This is a genomic window from Lacisediminimonas sp. (assembly GCF_030645335.1).
In the GTDB taxonomy this organism is placed as follows: domain Bacteria; phylum Pseudomonadota; class Gammaproteobacteria; order Burkholderiales; family Burkholderiaceae_D; genus Lacisediminimonas.
Genome location: NZ_JAUSNH010000251.1, coordinates 1 through 19,998, shown reverse-complemented (window position 1 = coordinate 19,998; position 19,998 = coordinate 1). Strand labels below are relative to the sequence as shown.

General features: G+C 63.2%; 12 protein-coding genes. 6 read left to right on the top strand and 6 right to left on the bottom strand.

What is annotated here, in order from left to right:
• Both Q7T64_RS17320 and htpG read right to left on the bottom strand, forming a co-directional pair.
• On the bottom strand, positions 1 to 9,179 hold a 9,179-nt coding region (locus Q7T64_RS17320; RefSeq protein WP_304798342.1), incomplete at its 3' end, for a hypothetical protein.
• Positions 9,180 to 9,589: 410 nt separating this feature from the next.
• Positions 9,590 to 11,503, bottom strand: coding sequence for a molecular chaperone HtpG (gene htpG / locus Q7T64_RS17315; protein WP_304798339.1), 1,914 nt, complete (start codon positions 11,501 to 11,503; stop codon positions 9,590 to 9,592).
• Positions 11,504 to 11,648: 145 nt separating this feature from the next.
• Here htpG and Q7T64_RS17310 point away from each other — a divergent pair, with 145 nt between their 5' ends.
• Together Q7T64_RS17310 and Q7T64_RS17305 are read left to right on the top strand one after the other, a co-directional pair.
• Entirely contained in the window at positions 11,649 to 12,110 is a 462-nt protein-coding gene (locus Q7T64_RS17310; RefSeq protein WP_304798336.1) for a RidA family protein, read from the top strand.
• Positions 12,111 to 12,169: 59 nt separating this feature from the next.
• A complete protein-coding gene (locus Q7T64_RS17305; protein WP_304798333.1) occupies positions 12,170 to 12,499 on the top strand; it encodes a DHCW motif cupin fold protein in 330 nt (109 codons plus the stop codon).
• A 67-nt stretch (positions 12,500 to 12,566) separates the two neighbouring features.
• Here the strand turns inward: Q7T64_RS17305 and Q7T64_RS17300 are convergent, their stop codons facing one another.
• Both Q7T64_RS17300 and Q7T64_RS17295 read right to left on the bottom strand, forming a co-directional pair.
• Positions 12,567 to 13,475, bottom strand: a complete 909-nt coding sequence (locus Q7T64_RS17300) for a ketopantoate reductase family protein (RefSeq protein ID WP_304798330.1) — start codon at positions 13,473 to 13,475, stop codon at positions 12,567 to 12,569.
• A gap of 13 nt (positions 13,476 to 13,488) precedes the next feature.
• Entirely contained in the window at positions 13,489 to 13,647 is a 159-nt protein-coding gene (locus Q7T64_RS17295) for a hypothetical protein (RefSeq protein WP_304798327.1), read from the bottom strand.
• On the opposite strand from Q7T64_RS17295, the gene Q7T64_RS17290 reads away from it, so the two are divergent.
• Positions 13,646 to 14,440, top strand: a complete 795-nt coding sequence (locus tag Q7T64_RS17290) for a sulfite exporter TauE/SafE family protein (protein WP_304798325.1) — start codon at positions 13,646 to 13,648, stop codon at positions 14,438 to 14,440. The two genes, Q7T64_RS17295 and Q7T64_RS17290, sit on opposite strands and share 2 nt — an antisense overlap.
• A 70-nt stretch (positions 14,441 to 14,510) precedes the next feature.
• Here the strand turns inward: Q7T64_RS17290 and Q7T64_RS17285 are convergent, their stop codons facing one another.
• Positions 14,511 to 14,819, bottom strand: a complete 309-nt coding sequence (locus Q7T64_RS17285; RefSeq protein ID WP_304798322.1) for a hypothetical protein — start codon at positions 14,817 to 14,819, stop codon at positions 14,511 to 14,513.
• A 285-nt stretch (positions 14,820 to 15,104) separates the two neighbouring features.
• On the opposite strand from Q7T64_RS17285, the gene Q7T64_RS17280 reads away from it, so the two are divergent.
• Complete coding sequence (locus Q7T64_RS17280; protein WP_304798319.1) at positions 15,105 to 17,972, top strand: EAL domain-containing protein; 2,868 nt, start codon at positions 15,105 to 15,107, stop codon at positions 17,970 to 17,972.
• Positions 17,973 to 18,083: 111 nt separating this feature from the next.
• The gene (locus Q7T64_RS17275; RefSeq protein WP_304798315.1) at positions 18,084 to 19,034 is read left to right on the top strand and encodes a patatin-like phospholipase family protein; all 951 of its coding nucleotides are present in this window, start codon (positions 18,084 to 18,086) and stop codon (positions 19,032 to 19,034) included.
• 37 nt (positions 19,035 to 19,071) lie between these two features.
• Here Q7T64_RS17275 and Q7T64_RS17270 read toward each other — a convergent pair whose 3' ends face one another.
• Positions 19,072 to 19,488, bottom strand: coding sequence for a DUF411 domain-containing protein (locus tag Q7T64_RS17270; protein WP_304798312.1), 417 nt, complete (start codon positions 19,486 to 19,488; stop codon positions 19,072 to 19,074).
• Between the two features lie 138 nt (positions 19,489 to 19,626).
• Here Q7T64_RS17270 and Q7T64_RS17265 point away from each other — a divergent pair.
• Positions 19,627 to 19,998: PA2779 family protein (locus Q7T64_RS17265; protein WP_304798309.1), on the top strand; the 372-nt coding region annotated here is incomplete at its 3' end.

Genomic DNA, 19,998 nt, shown 5'->3' with positions numbered 1-19,998 from the left:
ACGCGGTCCATGCTGTCGTATTGGTACCAGTTTTCGATACGCTGCCGGACGCCGGCAACGTCGTAATAACTGGCGCGGTTGAAGCGGCGGTTGCCGTTGGCGTCGTAGCCGTAGGTCAGCGTGTAGCGGTTGTCCTGGACGGTGATGATGCGACCGGCATTGTCGAACGTGATCCGGTTGTCCTGGTGGATGATGCCGGCCTTGGTGAAACGCTCGCGAGTGCGGTTGCCGGCGGCGTCGATCTCGTAATAGGTTTCGGCGTTGAGCGCCTTGTCGGTGATGCGCTTGAGTGCGCCGTTGGCGTAGTACTCCTGCGTCAGCGACTGGCCGCCGGTGCTGCTTTGCCTGGTTAATTGGCGGCCGCTGTTGTAGCCATAGGTGTAGACGATGCCGCCGAAGTCGGTGTGCGATTGCAGGCGACCGAAGGCATCGTGGCTCCAGCTTGCCCAGTCGCCATTGGCATTGGACTCGTATGTCTTGTTGCCATACATGTCGTAGCTGATGCTGGTTTCACCGCCCAGCGGATTGCGGGTACGCACCAGCCTGCCGCGCATGTCGTACCAATGCGTCAGGGCCACGCGCGCACCCGATTCGCGAATGCGGTTGCCGGCTTGGTCGTATTCGTAATAGTCGGCGCCGATCGGACGCTGTTCGGATTTCAGCCGGTTCATCCGGTCCCAGGTGTAGCGGGTGGTCTTGCCGGCGGCATCGGTGGTGCTGGTCTTGCGGCCGAGCAGGTCGTAGGTATGGAGGATGGTGCCGCCGTCCGCATGGCCTTCGGCGATGACGTTGCCGGCGGCGTCGTAGCGGCGCGATTCGGTGTTGCCGTTGGCGTCGGTGTCGCCCAGCAGGCGGCCGAGCAGGTCGTAATACTGGCGCATGACCGGTGTGCTGCGGGTAGCGATGCCGTCCTCGCCCCACACGTCGACCGGCATGGCGGTTTGCTGCAGCACGTTGTTCAGGCCGTCGTAGCGGGTGCGGGTGATGGCGTTGGCGTCGCCCGGGCGCGATACGCCGATCACATTGCCCCAGCGGTCGAGCGTTTGCTCGATGACCGGTGCATGGCGCACGCTGTCGGTGGTCGCCGGTGTCGGCGTGCTGCTTACCCAGCCGTTGCCGCTCACGCCCAATTGGCCGGTGGCGCTGGCGTAGTGCAGCGTTTCGTATTCGCCGCTGCTGTCGTCGCGGCGGTAGTGCAGTATCTCGAAGTCATAGGTCAGGGCGGCGCTGAGCCTGCTGGTGTCGACCAGGGTTTGCCGGCCCATGTCGATCAGCGTGGCCACCGACCATGCAGTAGTACCGGCCGGACGCAGCTTGACGACGACCTTGCCGCCCAGCGCCGTCATCGGTGGCACGGCCAGGTATCGCATTTGCGCAGCGGAGGGAATGGCTTGCTGCAACAGAACCCACTGTCCGGTCGCGTCGCGCTTGTAGAGCGTGACGCGAGTGACGGTCTCTATGCTTCCCTGGGTCTCCGACGCATGCCAGCTCACCTGCACACCGGCAGCGGCGGTCTGCGAGGCGTACTCGCGGCCAATCGACTTGGTGGCTATGTGACGTATACCGGTGTACTCGTCATACCAAGCCGTCATGGGATCGGTGTAGTCGACCTGGACATGGACATTGCCGTCGCCCCAAGGCGCTACCGATGGCCAGTAAAGCGTGACGTGGTTGTACCCAGCCCATTCCGCGCTATCGGCGTAAGCGGCGTATCCCGCATCCGAACTGACGCCCACCGACAGCGCAGCCGGCGGAAAAACCGGCGCCGGGGCAACGGCGATGTTACGCTCGACGCTGAACGTGGGCAGCACTTGGCGAACAACCCGTTCATTGAGGTCGACGATGGTGTCGGTGCGCATCACGTTGTCACGCAGCACGGCGACTTCGGCGGCGGTTCTGAAACCGTACTTGAGGTCGCGCTGCTGGCTCCGGATTTCAGCAGTGACGGTCCCTTGCAAGTCGCGCAAATACACACGATCGACGCCGTCTTCGCTGTTGGTGCGCCACAGTTGGCCTGCGGCGTTGTAATCGAAATATTCCTGGTAGCCGTTGACGCCTTTTTGGGTAATTTCGCCGAAGGTGTTGTAGGACACCTTGTCGACCATTTGTGCCCATACCCCGAAGAACTCGGTGGTGCTGAGTTGCCGTCCGGTCCGGTCATACCCATAGGCCCTGACGGCGTTTTTGACGCGACCGTCGGCGTCGGTGGCCGGCTGCCATTGCTTGGCGACGCGACCCATGGCGTCGTATGACCGATAGGTGGCACCGCCTTCGGCGTTGACCTCCTGCAACAGGTGGCCGTGGCTGTCATAGCGCTTGACGGATACCTGGTCATTGCTGTCGCCCGGCGGCGCTGCAGGGCCGGCGCTGGTTACCGACGATACGCCCTGGGCATGCCGCGTCTGGCGCGTGACATTACCGAATGCGTCATTGTCGAGCGTGGTCAGCCCAAGCTGGCCGTCACCAGCGGGGCTGGCGACGGCGCGGATGCGGCCCAGCACGTCATACCAGGTGAAGGTCGACGCGCCGCTGGCGTCGGTCAGTTGCGCCAGGTTGCCGAGCGCGTCGTACTGGTATTCGGTCGACAGGTCGCCGTAGCGCGTTGCCAACGTGTTGTCGGTGTTGCCGGCATGTTCCGCATATTCGGCATTGATCCGGCGATCCCGGATCTTCTGCCCCTTCAGGTCGTAGTCGTAGCGCCACTCGCGGTCGTAGCCGATCGCGCTGTCCGGACTGGTATCCGGGGCGGTGAGCACCGGCGCGGCATGGCCAGCGGTATTCCAGCTACCGGCTTCCAGTGCTTTTGCATACTCGACATGGCGCGTGATGTTGCCACTGGCGTCATGCTCCCAGATGCTCAGGTAACCCATCGGATCGACCTGCGCCACCTTGTTGCCGAGCATGTCGTACCAGCTCAATGTGTGCGCCCAGGTGCCGGTCCGTGGATTGCGCAGCGTGGATTGCTGCGTGATCCGGCCGAATGCGTCATAGGTATTGCGTGTGGTCTTGCCGGCAGTGAAATACTGGCTGGCGGCTGCTGCGCTGGAATCGTAAGCATCGACCAGCGGCTCTGTGATGCGCGTGGCGCGGCCCGCCAGGTCGTAGTCGGTCAGGATGCTGCGGTCGCCGGCGCTGGTACCGAGCAGCGCTGCGATTTCTGCCGCCGTGAACGGTGCCGCGACATCCGGGTGGCCGGCCATGCTGATCTGCTCGACATGGCGCGTGAGCCGGATCTGCTGGCCCTGGACGTTGTAGGCGTATTCGGTGACGCTGCGCTCGGTGTCGATCGCGTACTGGATCCGGCCCAGCCGGTCGTACACCCGGTAGCTGGTATTGCCGGCGGCGTCGCGGTTGACGGTGGCATTGCCGAAGCGGTCATAACTGACCGTGGTGGTCGGTGTGATGCCGGTCTCAGTGCGCTTGACGATGCCGTCGAGGCCATTTTTCCAAAGGTTGTCGGCAGCGGCGTCGTAAATGTTGAGCTGCGGATGGATCACGCGGACTTGCCGGCCCAGTGCGTCGTACTCATAACGCGTGGTGCGCTGCTCTGCGCGGCCCCATGCTTCGGTGCGCGCCACCAGGTTGCCCAGCGCATCCCGGGCCAGCCGCGTTTGCAGCGCGACGTGTTCTGTGGTGGCGACCAGGCTGTCGCTGACGGTGGTGACGGCCACCTCCGGGCTGGTCTCGCTGACCAGGCGTGCAGCGGCGTCGTACGCATAGGTCCACTGCGCCCCCAGCTTGTTGGTGAAGGAGGTCTTGTTGCCCAGCGCGTCCCAGGTCGTTTTTTCGACATGGCCGGCGGGGTCGATGCTGACCACCAGGCGGCCGGCGCTGTCGTAGTCATAGGTGTTGATCCTGGCTGGGGCGACGCCACTGGCAGGGTCCGATGACGCTGCAGTCGCCGACAGCGCGGCACGGACAGCGGCCAGCCCGGGTGTGCCCTCCAGGCTGACGGGCTGCGGGTGATCGACGGTGCTGACGATGAGGCCAAGTGCGTCGTAGCGGGTTTCTTTCACATGGCCCATGCCATCGATGCTGAACACGGCACGGCCGGCGGCGTCGAATACGGTACGCGTGACCTGGTCGCGCGCGGCATCCGGCACCAGCGCGGCAATGACCTCCTCCATGACCGGGTTATAGCCCAGGTAGATCGGATTGGCGTAGGCGACACTGCGCACGACATGGCCGGCAGCATCATGTTCGTTCTGCGTCACGCCGCCCATGGCATCGATGGTGAACACGGCGCGGTTGATGGCGTTGTAGACGGTGCGCGTGACGCGGTCGGCAGCGCTGCCATAGATGGCATTGTTCACGCTCGACACCGTCAGCGTGGCCGGCAGCGTGACCGTCCTGGCGCGCACGGTGCGCCGGATGACGTTGCCGCTGTTGTCGAACTCGCTGGTAGTGGCCTGGTTCAGGCTGTCGATTTCGTGGACGATGCGCCCATCCCGGTCGCGCACCATGTGCGTCACGCGGTCGCTGGGGCTGGCGTTGGCCAGCAGGCGCGCGCCAATGTCGGCCGTGGTCGTGCTGGCCGGCATGTCGTCCAGCGGCCTGGCGTAGGCCACCACCTTGATCAGGCGCCCATTGAGGTCATGCACGTTATGCGTGACGCCGCCCATCGGGTCGAGCGTATAGACCAGCTTGTCTTGCGCGTCGTGGAAGTAGCGGGTGACGCAGCCGTTGGCGTCGGTGCGCGACACCAGGTTGTCGTTGCGGTCCCATTCGGTGGACGTGGTCAGCGCCAGTCCGGCCGGATCGACCGTTTCGGCAATGCGTCGGCCAAGACGGTCGTAGGCATAGCGCGTGACGCGGGCAGCGTCGGTGCCGGCGCCTTCGGTCACACTCAGGGTCTGGTCGCGCTGGTCGAAGGTGTAGAAGGTGCGCAGGTTCAGGCCGTCCGGATCGACGGCGACTTGCACCACCCGGCCTTTCAGGTCGTAGCTGGTGGCGGTGACGACGCCATTGGCGTCCGTCATGCGCAGCACCTGGCCTTTGGCATCCCAGGCATATTGCGTGGAAAGGTTCAGCCCACCGGGGTCGAGCGTGCGCACCAGTACGCGGTTGGCGGCGTCGTACATGAACGTGGTACGCACGCCGCGCGCATCGGTCGTTTGCAGCAGGCGGTCGGCGTGGTCATAGTCGTTGACCAGGACATTTCCGGCAGCATCGGTGCTCTTGACGAGATTGCCGTTGCGGTCATAGGTGTTGCGGCTGCCCAGATAGCTGCTGCCGTCGTTGACCGAAATCACTTGTCCATGGCGGTTGGCCTGGGATATGACGGTGATGCCTTCGGCGGTGGTCACGACCGTGCTGCGGTCAAAGCCTGTGCCGTAGCGGGTCTGGGTGATATTTCCCAGCGCATCGGTTTGCGTCAGCGTGCGTCCAAACGCGTCCCAGGTGGTGCTGCGCACGGCGTCGGCGCTGTCGGCGATGCGCACCTCGCGGCCCAGGCGGTCATGGCTTGCAGAGCGGTGGTTGCCGTTGGCATCCACCGTGAGGATCGCGCGGCCGAATGCGTCATGCACGATGGTCGTGGCGCGCTCGATACTGCCGCCGCCCTGGCGCGACTGGACCAGGAGCCCGCGCTGGTCGTAGCTGTAGTCGCTGCCGTATTCGTTTCCGGAAGTCGGTTCGCTGCCATCACCTGCTGATGCCGGGATCGCCGGGAATTGCTGGCTAACCAACTCGCCGAACGCGTTATAGCTGTTGCTGCGCGCCGCGCCCATGGCGTCGATGGTCGCGGCGACGTGGCCGCGCCGCGTGTACACCACTTGCTCCACACTGTCGGCCTCGCTGTCGCGAATGGCGTCAATCGCCGCCAGCAGCCTGGCGTCTACCAATCCGCCGGTCAGTGTGGCCAGCGTCGCAGCCGCTATCCGGTAGCCGTAGCGGATCGTGTGCGTGACTTGCCCGAGCGCATCGGTGCGCTGCTCGACCAGCTCACCCATCTCATTGATGGTGTGGGTCAACTGGCCGTCGGTGTTGAAGTAGAACAGCGTGCGCAGGCCGTTGGCATCGGTGGTGCTGGTGCGGCGGCCGGCGGCGTCGACCGTGTGGCGCAGGCCGTAGCTGGCCCAGATCGCGTCGACCTGGGCGCTGGTCGGCATCGACACGCTGGCCAGTTGCGCGCTGCCCTCTGCGCTGAGTTCGCCCAGCAGGCGGCCCTGCCGGTCATAGCGGGCTTGCAGCGTGCGCACTTCGCTGGTGCCCCAGGCCTTGTCGGTGCGCACCACGTTGTTGGCGGCATCGTAGCTAAAGCGCGTGACGGTTCCCTGGTAGTCGGTCGCGGATTGCAACTGGTTTTCGGAGGAGAAGGTTTGCGTGCTGGTCTGGTCGTACATGCTGGCTACCGGGCGCAGCGCCCCCGGCAGCATGGACGCCATCATCGACAGCGGCGCGACCACGGCCTTGTTGGCGTAGCGCACCTGCCGCGTCAGGTTTCCGTGCAAGTCGTAGATCGATTCGCTCAGGTAGCCTTCGCCGTCGACGCTGCCGACCTGCTTGCCGCGGCTGTCGTAATACAGCCACTCATGGATGTCGCTGGCGTGTTCGCCGGGCCGCAGTTGTGCCAGCGTGCCCGTGCTACGCCGTGCACCTTCGGTCTGCACGGCATGGCGCACCGTGTGCACCAGGCGCCCAGCACTGTCGTAGTCGTTCTCGACCAGGTAGCCGGCAGCATCCAGCGTGGCAATGGCAAGGCCGTCGGCGTCGAAAAAATGGCGGGTGTGGCGGTCGTCCGGATGCGCCGGCGGCGCCAGCGCCGGATCGTCATGCGCGGTATCGGTCGTTATGGCGGCAATTATCGTCGCCGGCAATGCCGTGGCGTGACGAATGGTTTCGATGATGCGCCCGGCGGCGTCGCGCACATTGCTGGTGACAAAGCCGTCTGCATCGATGCTCCGTGCCAGGCGATTGGTATGGTCGTAAAGTTGCCAGGTACTGCGGTCGCTGGCCGATGCCCCCGGACGCAAGGACGCCAGGGTCACGCTGGCAGGCTGGCCGCTTGCATCGGCCAGGGACGCCAGCACCGTTGCTGTCAGCGCAGTCGCATACGCGATGCGGCGTACCACCTGGCCGCCGGCGTCATGAACGGTCTCGACCAGGCTGCCGTCGTGGTCGATGTCCGCCACCTTGCGCCCTGCTTCGTCGTACAAGGTCCAACTGCGCACGCCGGTCGGGTCGCTGCGCATGCGCAGGCGGCCGGCGTCGTCGTACTGGTAAGCCGTCGTGCCGGTCGCGCTCGCGCTATCGGATTGCAGCACACTGACCAGTTCGCCGGCGCGGTTGAATGCAGAGGTCGTGACCAGCCCGTTTGCCATCGTGGTGATGACGCGACGGTTGGCATTGTCGTAGGCAGTGATCGTGGTGCGGCCCAGGCTGTCGCGGCTCAGGGTCAGCCGCCCCAGGCCGTCGTTGGCGAAGGTGGTGACGTAGTCGCTCGATATGGTGGTCGTGGCCACGCCCTTGGGCGCGACGGTGGACAGCAGCTTGCCGGCGGCGTCATGGATGTAATGTGTCGTGGCTTGCGTGCCATTGACGAGGCCATTGCCGGCGGCATCCAGCGTGGAATAGGTCGTCACGCTCGCCACTTGGCCGCGGAAATCATAAGTCGTGTCGGTGCGCATGCTGCGCGTCTGGTCGGCAATGCCGTTGGCGACCCAGCTTGCCAGCACGGATTCGGCAATCGCGGCATCACTGGCCAAGGCTTGTACGTCGTAGCGCGCGCCAGCATGGTCGATGCTGCTCACGCGCTGGCCCAGCGCGTTGTAGCGATGCTCGGTGACGCGCCCTGCGGCGCTGACGCTAAAGCGCAGGTGGCCGCGGCTGTCCCAGGCATGGCGGGTGCTGGCGGGCGGCGTGCCATCTACAGCGGGATCGATGCCGTCTGCCCTTGCGCCGGAAATCGTTTCGACGACCAGCCGGTTATCCGCATCGAACACGCGCGTGATGAGGTTGCCGATGGCCCGGCCAGCGGCATCCTGCTGGCGCACCCGCAGCTGGTTGCCGCTGGCGTCGTAGTCATACCGTGTGGTGTTGCCGCGCGCATCGACCGTGCTTTGCAGGTCGCCGGCGTCGTTGTAGGTCCAGGTCAAGGCCTGGGGCTGTCCGGCCACAGGCGGCCCCTGCATGCTGGTCAGCCGGCCCAGGCTGTCGGTGCTGGTGACGGTCTGCATGCCGGCCGGATCGGTGATGGTGGTGCGCGACTGCCCGTCCACCATGTCCCACGCCAGGCGGGTCACGCGGCCCAGCGCGTCGCCAATCGTGGCCACGCGCCAGGTGTCGCCGACCAGCGTGTAAGTGAAATGCAAGTCGATGCCGTCGGACTGGGTGACGCTGGCGACCCGGTTGCTGCGGCCATTGCTGTCGTCGTAGGTGTAGCTGCTGCCAAAGACCCGGCCGTCGGCAATGCTGCCGTCCTGCGGCGAGAGGTCGGTGCTGACCTTTGCCAGCCGCGCATGGGCGTCGTAGGCATAGCGGGTGCGGATCGTGCTCACGCCGGTATTGCTGACGGTGCGCACCTGGGTCAGCAGCGTGCCGGTGTAATCGAACAGCGTTTGTTCGCCCGACGCGCTGGTGACGCTGGCCAGCACGTTGCCGGCATAGGCATAGGTCAGCGCATTGCCGTCGCGGTCGGCCACGCGCAGCAGCTTGCCGGATGCGCCAGACCAGTCGTAGGTCTCGCTGGCGCCGGTGACGCCGTCGGTCCAGGTCCATGCGCCATTGCCGTCGTTGGCCGCCGCATCATGCGTGAGCGTGTGCTGGCTGCCGGCGCGCGCGGTGCTGCGGTAGAGATTGCGTGCGGCGTCCCAGGTATAGACTTGCTCGGCGCCGTCGCCATCGGTGCGCCGCAGCGTGCTGCCGGACGCATTGATCGCGCCAGCCAGCTCGCCAATGCTGCGATACAAGCCGATGCGCCAGTTGTCGGCATTGTCGGCATTGTCGGCATTGTCGTCATCGAGCTGGCCCTGGCTGTTGTAGGTGCGCAGTATGGCGACGTCCGGCCCGCGGCCGAGCAGGATCTCGTCTTGCCGTTGCAGCACCAGGTTGCCGGTGTGCGTATTGACCAGCGCGCGCAGGCCGGCCTGGCCGAGCGCGGCGGGGTCAGCCTGCTGGCCGGGAAGCCGCAGTGCATAACCCTCCAGGCCCAGTGCGTTGCCTGAGACAAATGCCACCATGCTGCCACCCTCCGGAGATCGTTGATCGGGGGAATGGCTTTGGCGCGACTGCCTGCTGACGCTGCTTGGCCCTGGTTGGCGCCGCTTAGCGCCGCTTAACGCTGCGTGACGGGTGCAGGCCGCAATGCGTCGCTATTGTCATTCCCGCCGATACGGTATCCAAGCGCAGGGAGAATTGGTATAGAAATGACAACAAATAGTGGGCGGGTAGCGAACGTAGCGAATTAGCATTCGATAGACGTTCTATGGGGCGTTTATCGACAATATTCGTGGCCATTTTGCGACATGTCATGGCGCCATTAGCGCATGACTTTGTGCGACCGGATACTCGGCCAGCGCAAGGATCCCGTCCACGATCCAGGCCAGTCAGTATCCATCACCCCGGGACCAGGTCCCGGGGTGTCATCCTGCTACTTTCCAGCCATCGCCAGCAACATCTCATTCAACTTGCGCACGAAACCAGCTGGGTCCTTCAAGGTTCCGCCCTCTGCCAGCGCGGCCTGGTCGAACAGGATGCTGGACCAGTCGTCGAAGCGGCTGTCTTCGTATTTCAGGCGTTGCACCAGCGGATGATCCGGATTGATTTCCAGGATCGGCTTGGAGTCCGGCGCTGCCTGGCCGGCTGCCTTGAGCATGCGCAACAGGTTGCCCGACAATTCGTTTTCGTCCGCTACCAGGCAGGCCGGCGAGTCGGTCAGGCGGAAGGTGATGCGCACGTCCTTGGCCTTGTCGGCCAGAGAGGCCTTCATCTTGCCGACCAGTTCCTGGTATTGCGCTTCTGTTTCCTGGTGCTGCTTCTTTTCGGTCTCGTCTTCCAGCTTGCCGAGGTCGAGGTCGCCTTTGGCAACCGATACCATCTCCCGACCCTCGAACTCGGTCAGGAACGACAGCATCCATTCATCCACACGGTCGGTCAGCAACAGTACTTCCACGCCCTTCTTGCGGAAGATTTCCAGGTGGGGTGAATTGCGCGCGGCGCTCCACGAGTCGCCGGTGACGAAATAGATCTTGTCCTGGCCTTCCTTGGCGCGGGCGACATAATCCGCCAACGAAACGTTCTGCACGTCGGTGTCGTTGTGGGTCGATGCAAAGCGCAGCAGCTTGGCCAGGCGTTCCTTGTTCGCGCTGTCCTCGCCCATGCCTTCCTTGAGCACCTGGCCGAATTCCTTCCAGAAGCTGTCGTACTTGTCGCGCTGCGCTTGCTCGTCACTGTTGGCCAGTTCTTCCAGCATCGACAGTACGCGCTTGGTCGAGCCTTCGCGGATCGCCTTGACGTCGCGCGACTCCTGCAGGATCTCGCGCGAGACGTTCAGTGGCAGGTCGTTGGAGTCGATCACGCCCTTGACGAAGCGCAGGTAGACCGGCATCAGTTGCTCCGCATCGTCCATGATGAACACGCGGCGCACATATAGCTTGATGCCGCCGCGCTTTTCGCGGTCCCACAGGTCGAACGGCGCGTGCGCCGGGATGTACAGCAATTGGGTGTATTCGCTGCGGCCCTCGACCCGGTTGTGGGTATGGGTCAGCGGGTCCTGGAAGTCGTGCGAGACGTGCTTGTAGAACTCGTTGTATTGCTCGGGCGTGATGTCGGACTTGCTGCGCGCCCACAGTGCGCTGGCCTGGTTGATGGTTTCGAGTTCGTCGCTGACGATGTTCTCTTTTTTCTCTTCATCCCAGGCTTCCTTCTTCATCTGGATCGGCAGCGCGATGTGGTCGGAATAGCGACGGATGGTCGACTTCAGCTTCCAGGATGACAGGAACTCGTCCTCGCCTTCGCGCAGGTGCAGCGTGATGGCGGTGCCGCGGCCGGGCTTGTCGATGGTCTCGACCGTGAAATCGCCCTCGCCGCCGGATTCCCAGCGCACGCCTTCACTGGCCGGCAGGCCGGCGCGCCGGGTTTCCACCGTGATCCGGTCGGCGACGATGAAGGCGGAGTAGAAACCCACGCCAAACTGCCCGATCAGCGCGGCGTCCTTTTGCTGGTCGCCAGAGAGTTTGGAAAAGAAATCGCGGGTGCCCGACTTGGCAATGGTGCCAAGATGTTCGACCGCTTCGGTGCGGCTCATGCCAATGCCGTTGTCGGCAATGGTGATGGTGCGCGCCGCTTTGTCGAAATCGACCACGATCCTGAGTTCCGGATCGGATTCGTACAGGGCGGTGTTGTTGATTGCCTCGAAGCGCAGCTTGTCGGCAGCGTCGGATGCGTTGGAAACCAGCTCGCGCAGGAAAATCTCCTTGTTCGAGTACAAGGAGTGGATCATCAACTGCAGCAATTGCTTGACTTCAGCCTGAAACCCCAGGGTTTGCTTTTCGGATGCGACCATTTTTTTACCTCTAACGTTGGTGTGTGGCAGGTGGCGGGGGAGGTTGGGATGGAATGCCTGATTTCAAGCGCTGAGGGTAAAATCAGCGTTCGAACTTGCCGCCCCCGCCGGGCGGCAGCATCCTTGAACATTCGCTGGAGTCACCATGTCCGTCTACGAAAAACTCAAAAACCTGGGCATCGAATTGCCCGCCGTGGCCAGCCCGGCGGCCGCCTATGTCATGCATGCCCGGATGGGGAACCAGGTATTGCTGTCCGGACATATTGCCAAAAAGGCAGGAAAAGTGTGGGTCGGCCAGTTTGGCCGCGACATGCAGACCGACGAGGGCCGCAGCGCTGCCCGCGCCGTTGCCATCGACTTGCTGGCCACGCTGCAGGACGCCTGCGGCGGCGACCTGAACCGGGTGCGCCGGATCGTCAAGCTCATGAGCCTGGTGAATTCGACGCCGGATTTCACCGAGCAGCACCTGGTGACCAACGGGGCGTCGGAATTGCTGGTCGAGATTTTTGGCGAGCGCGGACGCCATGCGCGTTCGGCGTTCGGCGTGGCCCAGCTTCCGCTGGGCGCTTGCGTTGAAATCGAACTGATCGCTGAATTGGACGCCTGAGCCCGTGAACGTGTGAGTGCGTCAGCGCCGGGCCAGGCGCTCCGAAAAAGGAAATCACCATGCGCATGCAGGACATTGCATTCGGAACCACCGACTGGAACCAGATCGAGCGCACCGAGCACAAGGGCGAGGTTGGCATGGCGCTGTGGCGGACCCGGGTATTTGGCGACATCCGTGTGCGGGTGGTGGAATATTCCGCCGGCTATGTCGCCGATCACTGGTGCGAGAAGGGACACATCCTGTACTGCATGGAAGGCGAATTGCATACCGAACTGTCCGACGGGCGCAGTTTCGTGCTGACGCCGGGCATGAGTTACCAGGTCGCTGACGGCGCCGAGTCGCATCGTTCCCGCGCGCCGGCGGGGGCGAAACTGTTCATCGTCGACTAGCCGCCAGCTTGCGTGCGTTGTGCGCGCCGGGCATGTCAGTCGCGCTGCGCCGGCCAGGCCGGGGCTGTCACGGGTTTTCCACCTGCATGTGGCACCATGCCGCCCGCATCAGCGGCGTTGCCAGGCCACGCTCCTGCGCCATCCTGCACATTTCGCCCAGCACATGTTCATGCTCCGTGCGTTGACCCGACAGCAGGTCGCGGTACATCGACGCGGTGAAGTCTGAGTCGCGCTGGAGCAGCAGGCTGCGAGCCCTGGACTGGTTTTCGGCCGGCACCCGCTGCCCCCAGGCTGCCGCAACCGACAGGCATTCCTCGTACATTTCGTCTACCAGCGCGGCGCCTTCTTCGCTCGCCATGATTTTGCCGATTGAACCGCGGTACAGGGTAGTGGCGCCGGCCAGCGTCGCCAGGAAAGTCCATTTATTCCACAGCTGCTGTTCAATGTCGTCGGCAAGGACTGCATCGAAGCGCGCACCCTGGCACAGCGCGAAAAATTCCTTGACCAGCGCTTCCTGCGCCGGCGCGCGCGATCCCACCATCAGGCTGTGCAAGGCGCTGAGTTGCACCACCGTTGCATCAGGACGCTGCGTTGCCGCGATGTGGGCGACACCGCCGGCTACCCTTTCCCGTCCGTAGCGCCGGTCGAGCAAGGCCAGGTGGGACAGCCCGTTCAGGAAGGGCAGCAGCAGCGCCTTGCCTGCCATGGCCCTGGCCAGCGAAGCCAGCGCATCGTCCAGGTCGTATGCCTTGGACGCCAGCATGATCAGGTCGTAGTCGGGTGTTGCCGTGTCGCTGGTGACGGCCTGCACCGCCAGGTGCAGGTTGCCCAGCGGGCTTTCGATGCGCAGCCCGTCGCGGCGCAATGCCTGCAAGCGTTGCGGGCGTACCAGCCAGGTCACATCGGCGCCAGCCTCTTGCAAGCGCGCGCCGAAATAGCCGCCGACGCCGCCAGCGCCCAGGATCAGTATTTTCATTGCCGTCGTTCCATCATGCGTGTTGTTCGGAGGAATTGCTGCGCTTCTCAGGATACCGGATGGCGCATTTTCCGGCAGGCACTGACTTGCCATTGCGGCTGCCTTTATAATCCGGGGTCGGTTTGCCCTTGGCGGTGACCTGCATCCCGCTATTCATCAACAGGACAAACATGATCTGGTTCGCTGCATACTGCCTGGCCGGCGCTGTCGTCGGATTCCTCGCCGGCTTGCTCGGTATTGGCGGTGGCATGGTCCTGGTGCCGGTGCTGGCGGCGCTATTTACGGCCCAGCATTTCGCGCCGGATCATGTGATCCACCTGGCGCTGGGCACCGCCATGGCAACCATCATCGTTACCTCGATTGCCAGCACGCGGGTGCATGCCAGCATGGGCGCGGTCGATTTCGCGCTGGTGTGGAAAATTGCGCCCGGAATGGTGGCGGGCAGCCTGGCGTCGGCACTCGCGGCGAGGTGGATCGATCAGGGTGCGTTAGCACTTGCTTTCACCGTCATCGTCTATGCCGGCGCAACCCAGATGATGCTGAACCGCAAGCCAAAGCCGGGCCGCACCGTGCCCGGCACCCTGGCGTTGTTGCTAGTCGGCTTTGTCATCGGTGTGGTGTGCGGCCTGGTTTCGGCCGGCGGCGCCTTCTTGACCGTGCCGTTCATGTTGTGGTGCGGCATTTCCATCCGTACCGCGATCGGCACCGGCGCCATGCTGGGACTTCCGGTGGCGATCGTGGGCACGATCGGTTATCTGATCTCGGGTTGGAATGTACCGGGGCTGCCATCCGATGCGCTCGGGTTCGTGTCGATGCTGGCCCTGTTTGGCGTGGTGTGCGGCAGCGTGCTGACCGCGCCGCTGGGAGCGCGGCTGACGCATCGCTTGCCGGTGATCAGGCTCAAGCGCATTTTTGCCGGCTTGCTTTATTTGCTGGCAACCAAGATGGTGCTGACTTATTGGTGATGATTGACCGGAAACGACTTGCTGGCGATGATTGCGCCGCAGTATCGCAGATGCAGTCCAGCCAGCATGCTCAAGCGTCCCGGTCGTCGCCACGTTCAGGCCCATCCCGGGAGTCGTTCCCGGCAACGCGCGGATGGTTGCTGTCCGAAAGCTCGTAGGCGTCGGCCACCCACGCGTGGCCTTTCATCAGGATCACGATCAGGCAGCCGATCGCAGTGGTGATGACCAGCAGCCATTCGGTCAGCACCAGTCCGACGATCGCATAGTCGAATGCCGCAGCATGTGACGGATCGATCGGCGCCAGGACAATGAAAAGAAGGGGCAGTACGGTGCCGGCCAACAACACGACTGGCAGCTTGCGAAGTACGACACGTTCCAAGCCGGCGGGACCGGGCTGGAAACCGGGGAGTTTGCGCATCATGCACCTCGATGTTTGATCTTCATTAGTCCACTCATCCCTCCCAAGCCTGGCTTGACGTTTTTCACTGGGGGGCCGGGGACCGGTATCGGAATTGGACTTCGAACCGGCGTGCACGTTTCCCCCGCACCCGGCAATCATTGATCCCACGCCAGATACTGCAGATAAAGCAAACGGCAAGCTGTCTTCCGGAAACCAAACCCGTCCGGTCCAGTCACAATGTAAATGCGACAACCGGATTTCCCCATGTCAAGCAGCGTGCAGGCGGGTACGCCCGATCGGCGCGACACACGCTATTCTCCCTGGTTGTTGGCCGGCTTGATGTTGCTGGCCTCAGGCACCTTGACCTGGCTGCTGTGGCAGGCGGCGCGCAGCGAGGCGGCCGAACTCCATCAGGCGGCATTCCATACCAGCGCGCGGGATTTGCGACATCGCCTGGAACAGCGCATGGCCGCCTATGAACAGGTGTTGCGCGGTACGCAGGGCCTGTTCCTGGCGTCGCAGGGAGTGACCCGGCGCGAATTTGCGGAATACGTTCGCGCCCTCAAGCTGGACGAAAATTATCCTGGCATGCAGGGCCTGGGACTCTCAAGATTGATCCCGCGCGATGAACTGTTGGCGCACATCTACGATATCCGTCGCGAAGGGTTTCCGGACTATGACATCTGGCCGGGCGGCAGTCGCCCGGTATACACCGCTGTCACGCGTATCGAGCCGTTCAGCGAAACCAACCGGCGCGCACTTGGCTTTGACATGTTTTCCGAGCCTTTGCGCCGCGCCGCGATGGAGCAGGCGCGCGATACCGGACGCGCGGCGATTACCGCAAAGCTGCGGCTGATCCAGGAGAACGACAGTGATCAGCAAGCCGGGATCGTGATGTATTTGCCGATCTACCGGCAATGGATGCCGGTGGATTCGGTGGAGCAGCGGCGTGCCTCTCATTCCGGATGGGTTTATGTGCCGTTCCGCATCAACAACTTGATGACGGGGCTGGGCGCCAATACCGGAGAGGTCGATATCCGCTTGTTCGACGGTCTGTCGGTTGCACAGCAAAACAAGATGTTCGACTCCGATGCGAGCCGCTCGGAAAGAGATGCGATGATGCAAAGCATAGAGACGCTAAGCATTGCCGGGCGTACCTGGACCATCGAGGTTGATTCGCGTCCGGATATCGAGGCTGTCATTAACAGCGGCAAGCCGGTCTATATCGCCACTGCCGGCATGATCGGCAGCGTGTTGCTGTCGCTGCTGATTTTCCTGCTGGCCAGCGGACGGGCGCGGGCGGTGGCGCTGGCGCACGGGATGACCATCGAACTGCGCCGCGCGCGCGATGAACTCGAAGCGCACGTGCAGGAACGCACGGCAGACCTGCGTGCGACGAACAAGGCGCTGAACCTGCAAATTGTCGAGCGCCGCAAGATCGAGTCGGACCTGCTGTCGTCGCGCGAGCGGCTGGCTTCCGTGTTCGATGCGGTGACCGACGGACTGCTGGTGCAGTCGCGCGGCGGCACTTTCATCGAATTGAACCGCGCCGCCGAAACGATCCTGGGCTTTACGGCGGCGCAGATGGCGGGCGCGCGCTCGCTGTCGGACTTCATGCGCACCGTGCATGAGGACGGCACCGAGTTCGCCCGCGATATGCATCCGGCCATGGTCAGTGTCGCCACCGGCAAGCCGCAGCGCGATGTGGTGATGGGGCTGCAGCGCTCAGACGGCCGCCTGGTCTGGGTGTCGATCAATACCGAGCTGCTGTTCGATCACGGCGGCGAGGTCGATCTGGTGGTCAGCAATTTCGCCGACATCACCGACAAGAAGGCATCCGAGGAATTGATCTGGCACCAGGCGAATTACGATGCACTGACCGGCTTGCCGAACCGGCGGCTATTCCAGGAACACCTGGAGACCGAAATCAAGAAGTCGAACCGATCGGGCTTGCCGCTGGCCTTGATGTTCCTCGACCTGGACCGATTCAAGGACGTCAACGACACGCTGGGCCATGATGTCGGCGACATCCTGTTGCGGGAAGCTGCATTGCGATTGCGCAGCTGCGTTCGCGCCAGCGATACCGTTGCCCGCCTCGGTGGCGATGAATTCACGATCATTCTTTCGGAGCTGGAAAACCTCGCACACATTGCCTTCGTCGCGCAAAACATCCTGCACCGGATGTCGGAGCCGTTCCAGCTCGGCATTGAATCGGCCTATGTGTCGGCCAGTGTCGGCATCACCCTGTATCCGCAGGATGCGCGCGACGTCGACACATTGCTCAAGAATGCCGACCAGGCGATGTACAGCGCCAAGAACCAGGGGCGTAACCGCTATCGCTACTTCACCGAATCGATGCAGCAGGCAACCCAGGCGCGAATGTGGATGGCCAATGAATTGCGCGGCGCACTCGCGCGCGGCGAATTCGAGCTGTTTTACCAGCCGATTGTCGACCTCGAAAGCGGCACAGTGTACAAGGCCGAGGCGCTGATCCGGTGGCGCCATCCGCTACGCGGCTACATCCCGCCGTCGGTGTTCATTCCGATCGCCGAGGAGACCGGGCTGATCGTCGAGATCGGCGAGTGGGTGTTCCGCGAAGTGGCGTCCCAGATCAAGCACTGGCGCGACGAGGACAATCGGGTCTACCAGGTCAGTATCAACCGCTCGCCGGTCCAGTTCCGCACCCGGATCCGCGGTGGCGGCGACTCGTGGACCGAATTCCTGCGCAAGATCGGCCTGCCGGGACACTCGATCGCCGTCGAGATCACCGAGGGCCTGCTGCTGGAGCCCAACGCCATGGTGGTCGACCAGCTTGCTGAACTGCGCGAAGCCGGCGTGCAAGTGTCGCTCGACGATTTCGGCACCGGCTACTCGGCGCTGTCGTACCTGAAGAAGTTCGACATCGACAGCCTCAAGATCGACCAGTCCTTCGTGCGCAACCTGCATGCAAACTCGGAAGACATGGCCTTGTGCGAGGCGATCATCGTCATGGCCCACAAGCTCAACATCAAGGTGATTGCAGAAGGGGTCGAGACCGAGGAGCAGCGCGCATTGCTGGCCGGCGTCGGTTGCGATTTTGCACAGGGCTACCTGTTTTCGCGGCCAGTGCCGGCCGCGCAATTCATGGTCTAGGTGCCTTGGCTGGCGCCGTACCTGTCGCATGGATCTGCCGGCGCTGCTACACTGGCGGCGGTCACCCTGGGGCAGGCGCCGTGCGCTGCTTGCTTTACTCACTGCTGCCGGATGCAAGACATTCAACTTCAACAAAAAACAGTATCGCTGGTGCTCGGCGGTGGCGGTGCGCGCGGTTATGCGCATATCGGTGTGATCCAGTGGCTCACTGAGAACGGCTACCTGATCCGCAATATCGCCGGCACCTCGATGGGTGCGCTGGTAGGCGGGATCTACGCTGCCGGCAAACTGTCCACCTATGCCGAATGGGCGCTGGCGCTGGAGCGCATGGAAGTGGTGCGTTTGCTCGACCTGTCCTTCGACGGCGCCGGGCTGTTCAAGGGCGAACGGGTGATGGGCGTGCTGCGCAAGCTGGTGGGCGACGTCCGGATAGAAGACCTGGACATTGCATTTACCGCCGTCGCGATGGATCTCGACAGCGGTCGCGAAATCTGGCTGCGCGACGGCGCCTTGTTCGACGCGATTCGCGCATCGATCGCCATTCCGCTATTGCTCACGCCGGTCGAATACCGCGGGCGCACCCTTGTGGATGGCGGCCTGGTCAATCCGGTGCCGATCGCCCCGACCCTGAACGATACGACCGACCTGACCGTGGTCGTGAACCTAGGCGGCGCAGCCGAAGCCGGTGCGGAACCGGTGGAATCGACCGACCCCCGCCTGGCAACAGGCGCGAGTGCGCCGGCGGCCGCAACAACGACCGGAAAATTGCCGACCCAGGACGACTACGCCGGTCGTATCCGCGCCTTTGTCGAAAGTCTTTATCCGCGTGCCACGGCAGCCGATACGCCCGGCATGATCGATGTCGCGCTGCGCTCGATGGAGGCGATGGAAAACACCATTGCGCGCCTGAAGATGGCGGCCTATACGCCCGACATCATCATCCAGATTCCGCGCAATGCCTGCCGCATCCATGAGTTCTGGCGGGCAGAGGACCTGATTCGCCTTGGCCGCGAACGCACGGCGCGGGCGTTCGGCCGCAACGGCGACCCACCGGCGGTATAGGCGGCCATGCGCCCGTCGTGCTGGCGGCAGCCGTCAATCAGTCCTTCGAAAATGGCTTGCCCGAGAAATCGACGGTCACCAGCGTGCCGTCCATCTTGCCCATTCCCGGCGAATTGACCGGCATGCCCGGTACCGCGAGTCCCTTGACCCTGGGCTGCGCAATCAGTTTGCGCACGGCATTGGCCGGCACGTGGCCTTCCACTACCTGACCGGACTGGTCGATCACTGCGGTGTGGCAACTCGCGAGTGTTGTCGGGACCGCATACTTTTTCTTGATCGCATCCATGTCGCTCGTGTTCACTGCCCTGACCTTGTAGCCGTTCTCGCGCAGATGGTCGATCCAGGCCGTACAGCAACCGCAATCAGGGTCTTTGTACACGGTGATGTTTTCATTGGCCGCCTGGGCCAGGGCAGCGGTGCCAAGTAGTGCAATCAACAAGAGTTTGCGGTTCATTTATGTCAATCTTCGCTGTGGGAGGTCTAATTATCGTCGTGCATCTGATTTGTAAAAAATCGACAGGATCGCGTTGTTGACCATATTAATCCACAATAATTCCGGCAAGCATGCGAGACTGCTCCTAACCATGCGTACATGCTCGCCCCGGCAAAACCGGGGAAAACACGAACATGGCGTCGTGGTTCTAAACAATCGATTCCAAAGGATACTATGCTACGTTCATTCAAACGCCTGTTCATTCATCTCACCCTGGTGATCGTCACATTCACCGGCTTCACGCAGTCCGTGCAAGCAGCAATGGTCGGCACTGACCAAGCCCACGCAGCGGTGACTTCGCAGCAAAACCGCGAACGCATCATCAACGAACTGAATCGTCCGGAAGTACTTGCGCAGCTGGAGCAGTTGGGCGTTGCATCAGCCGATGCACATTCCCGCGTTGCCGCACTGACCAATGAAGAAGCAGCGTTGATGGCTGACCGTATGGACAGCATGCCGGCTGGCGCTGAC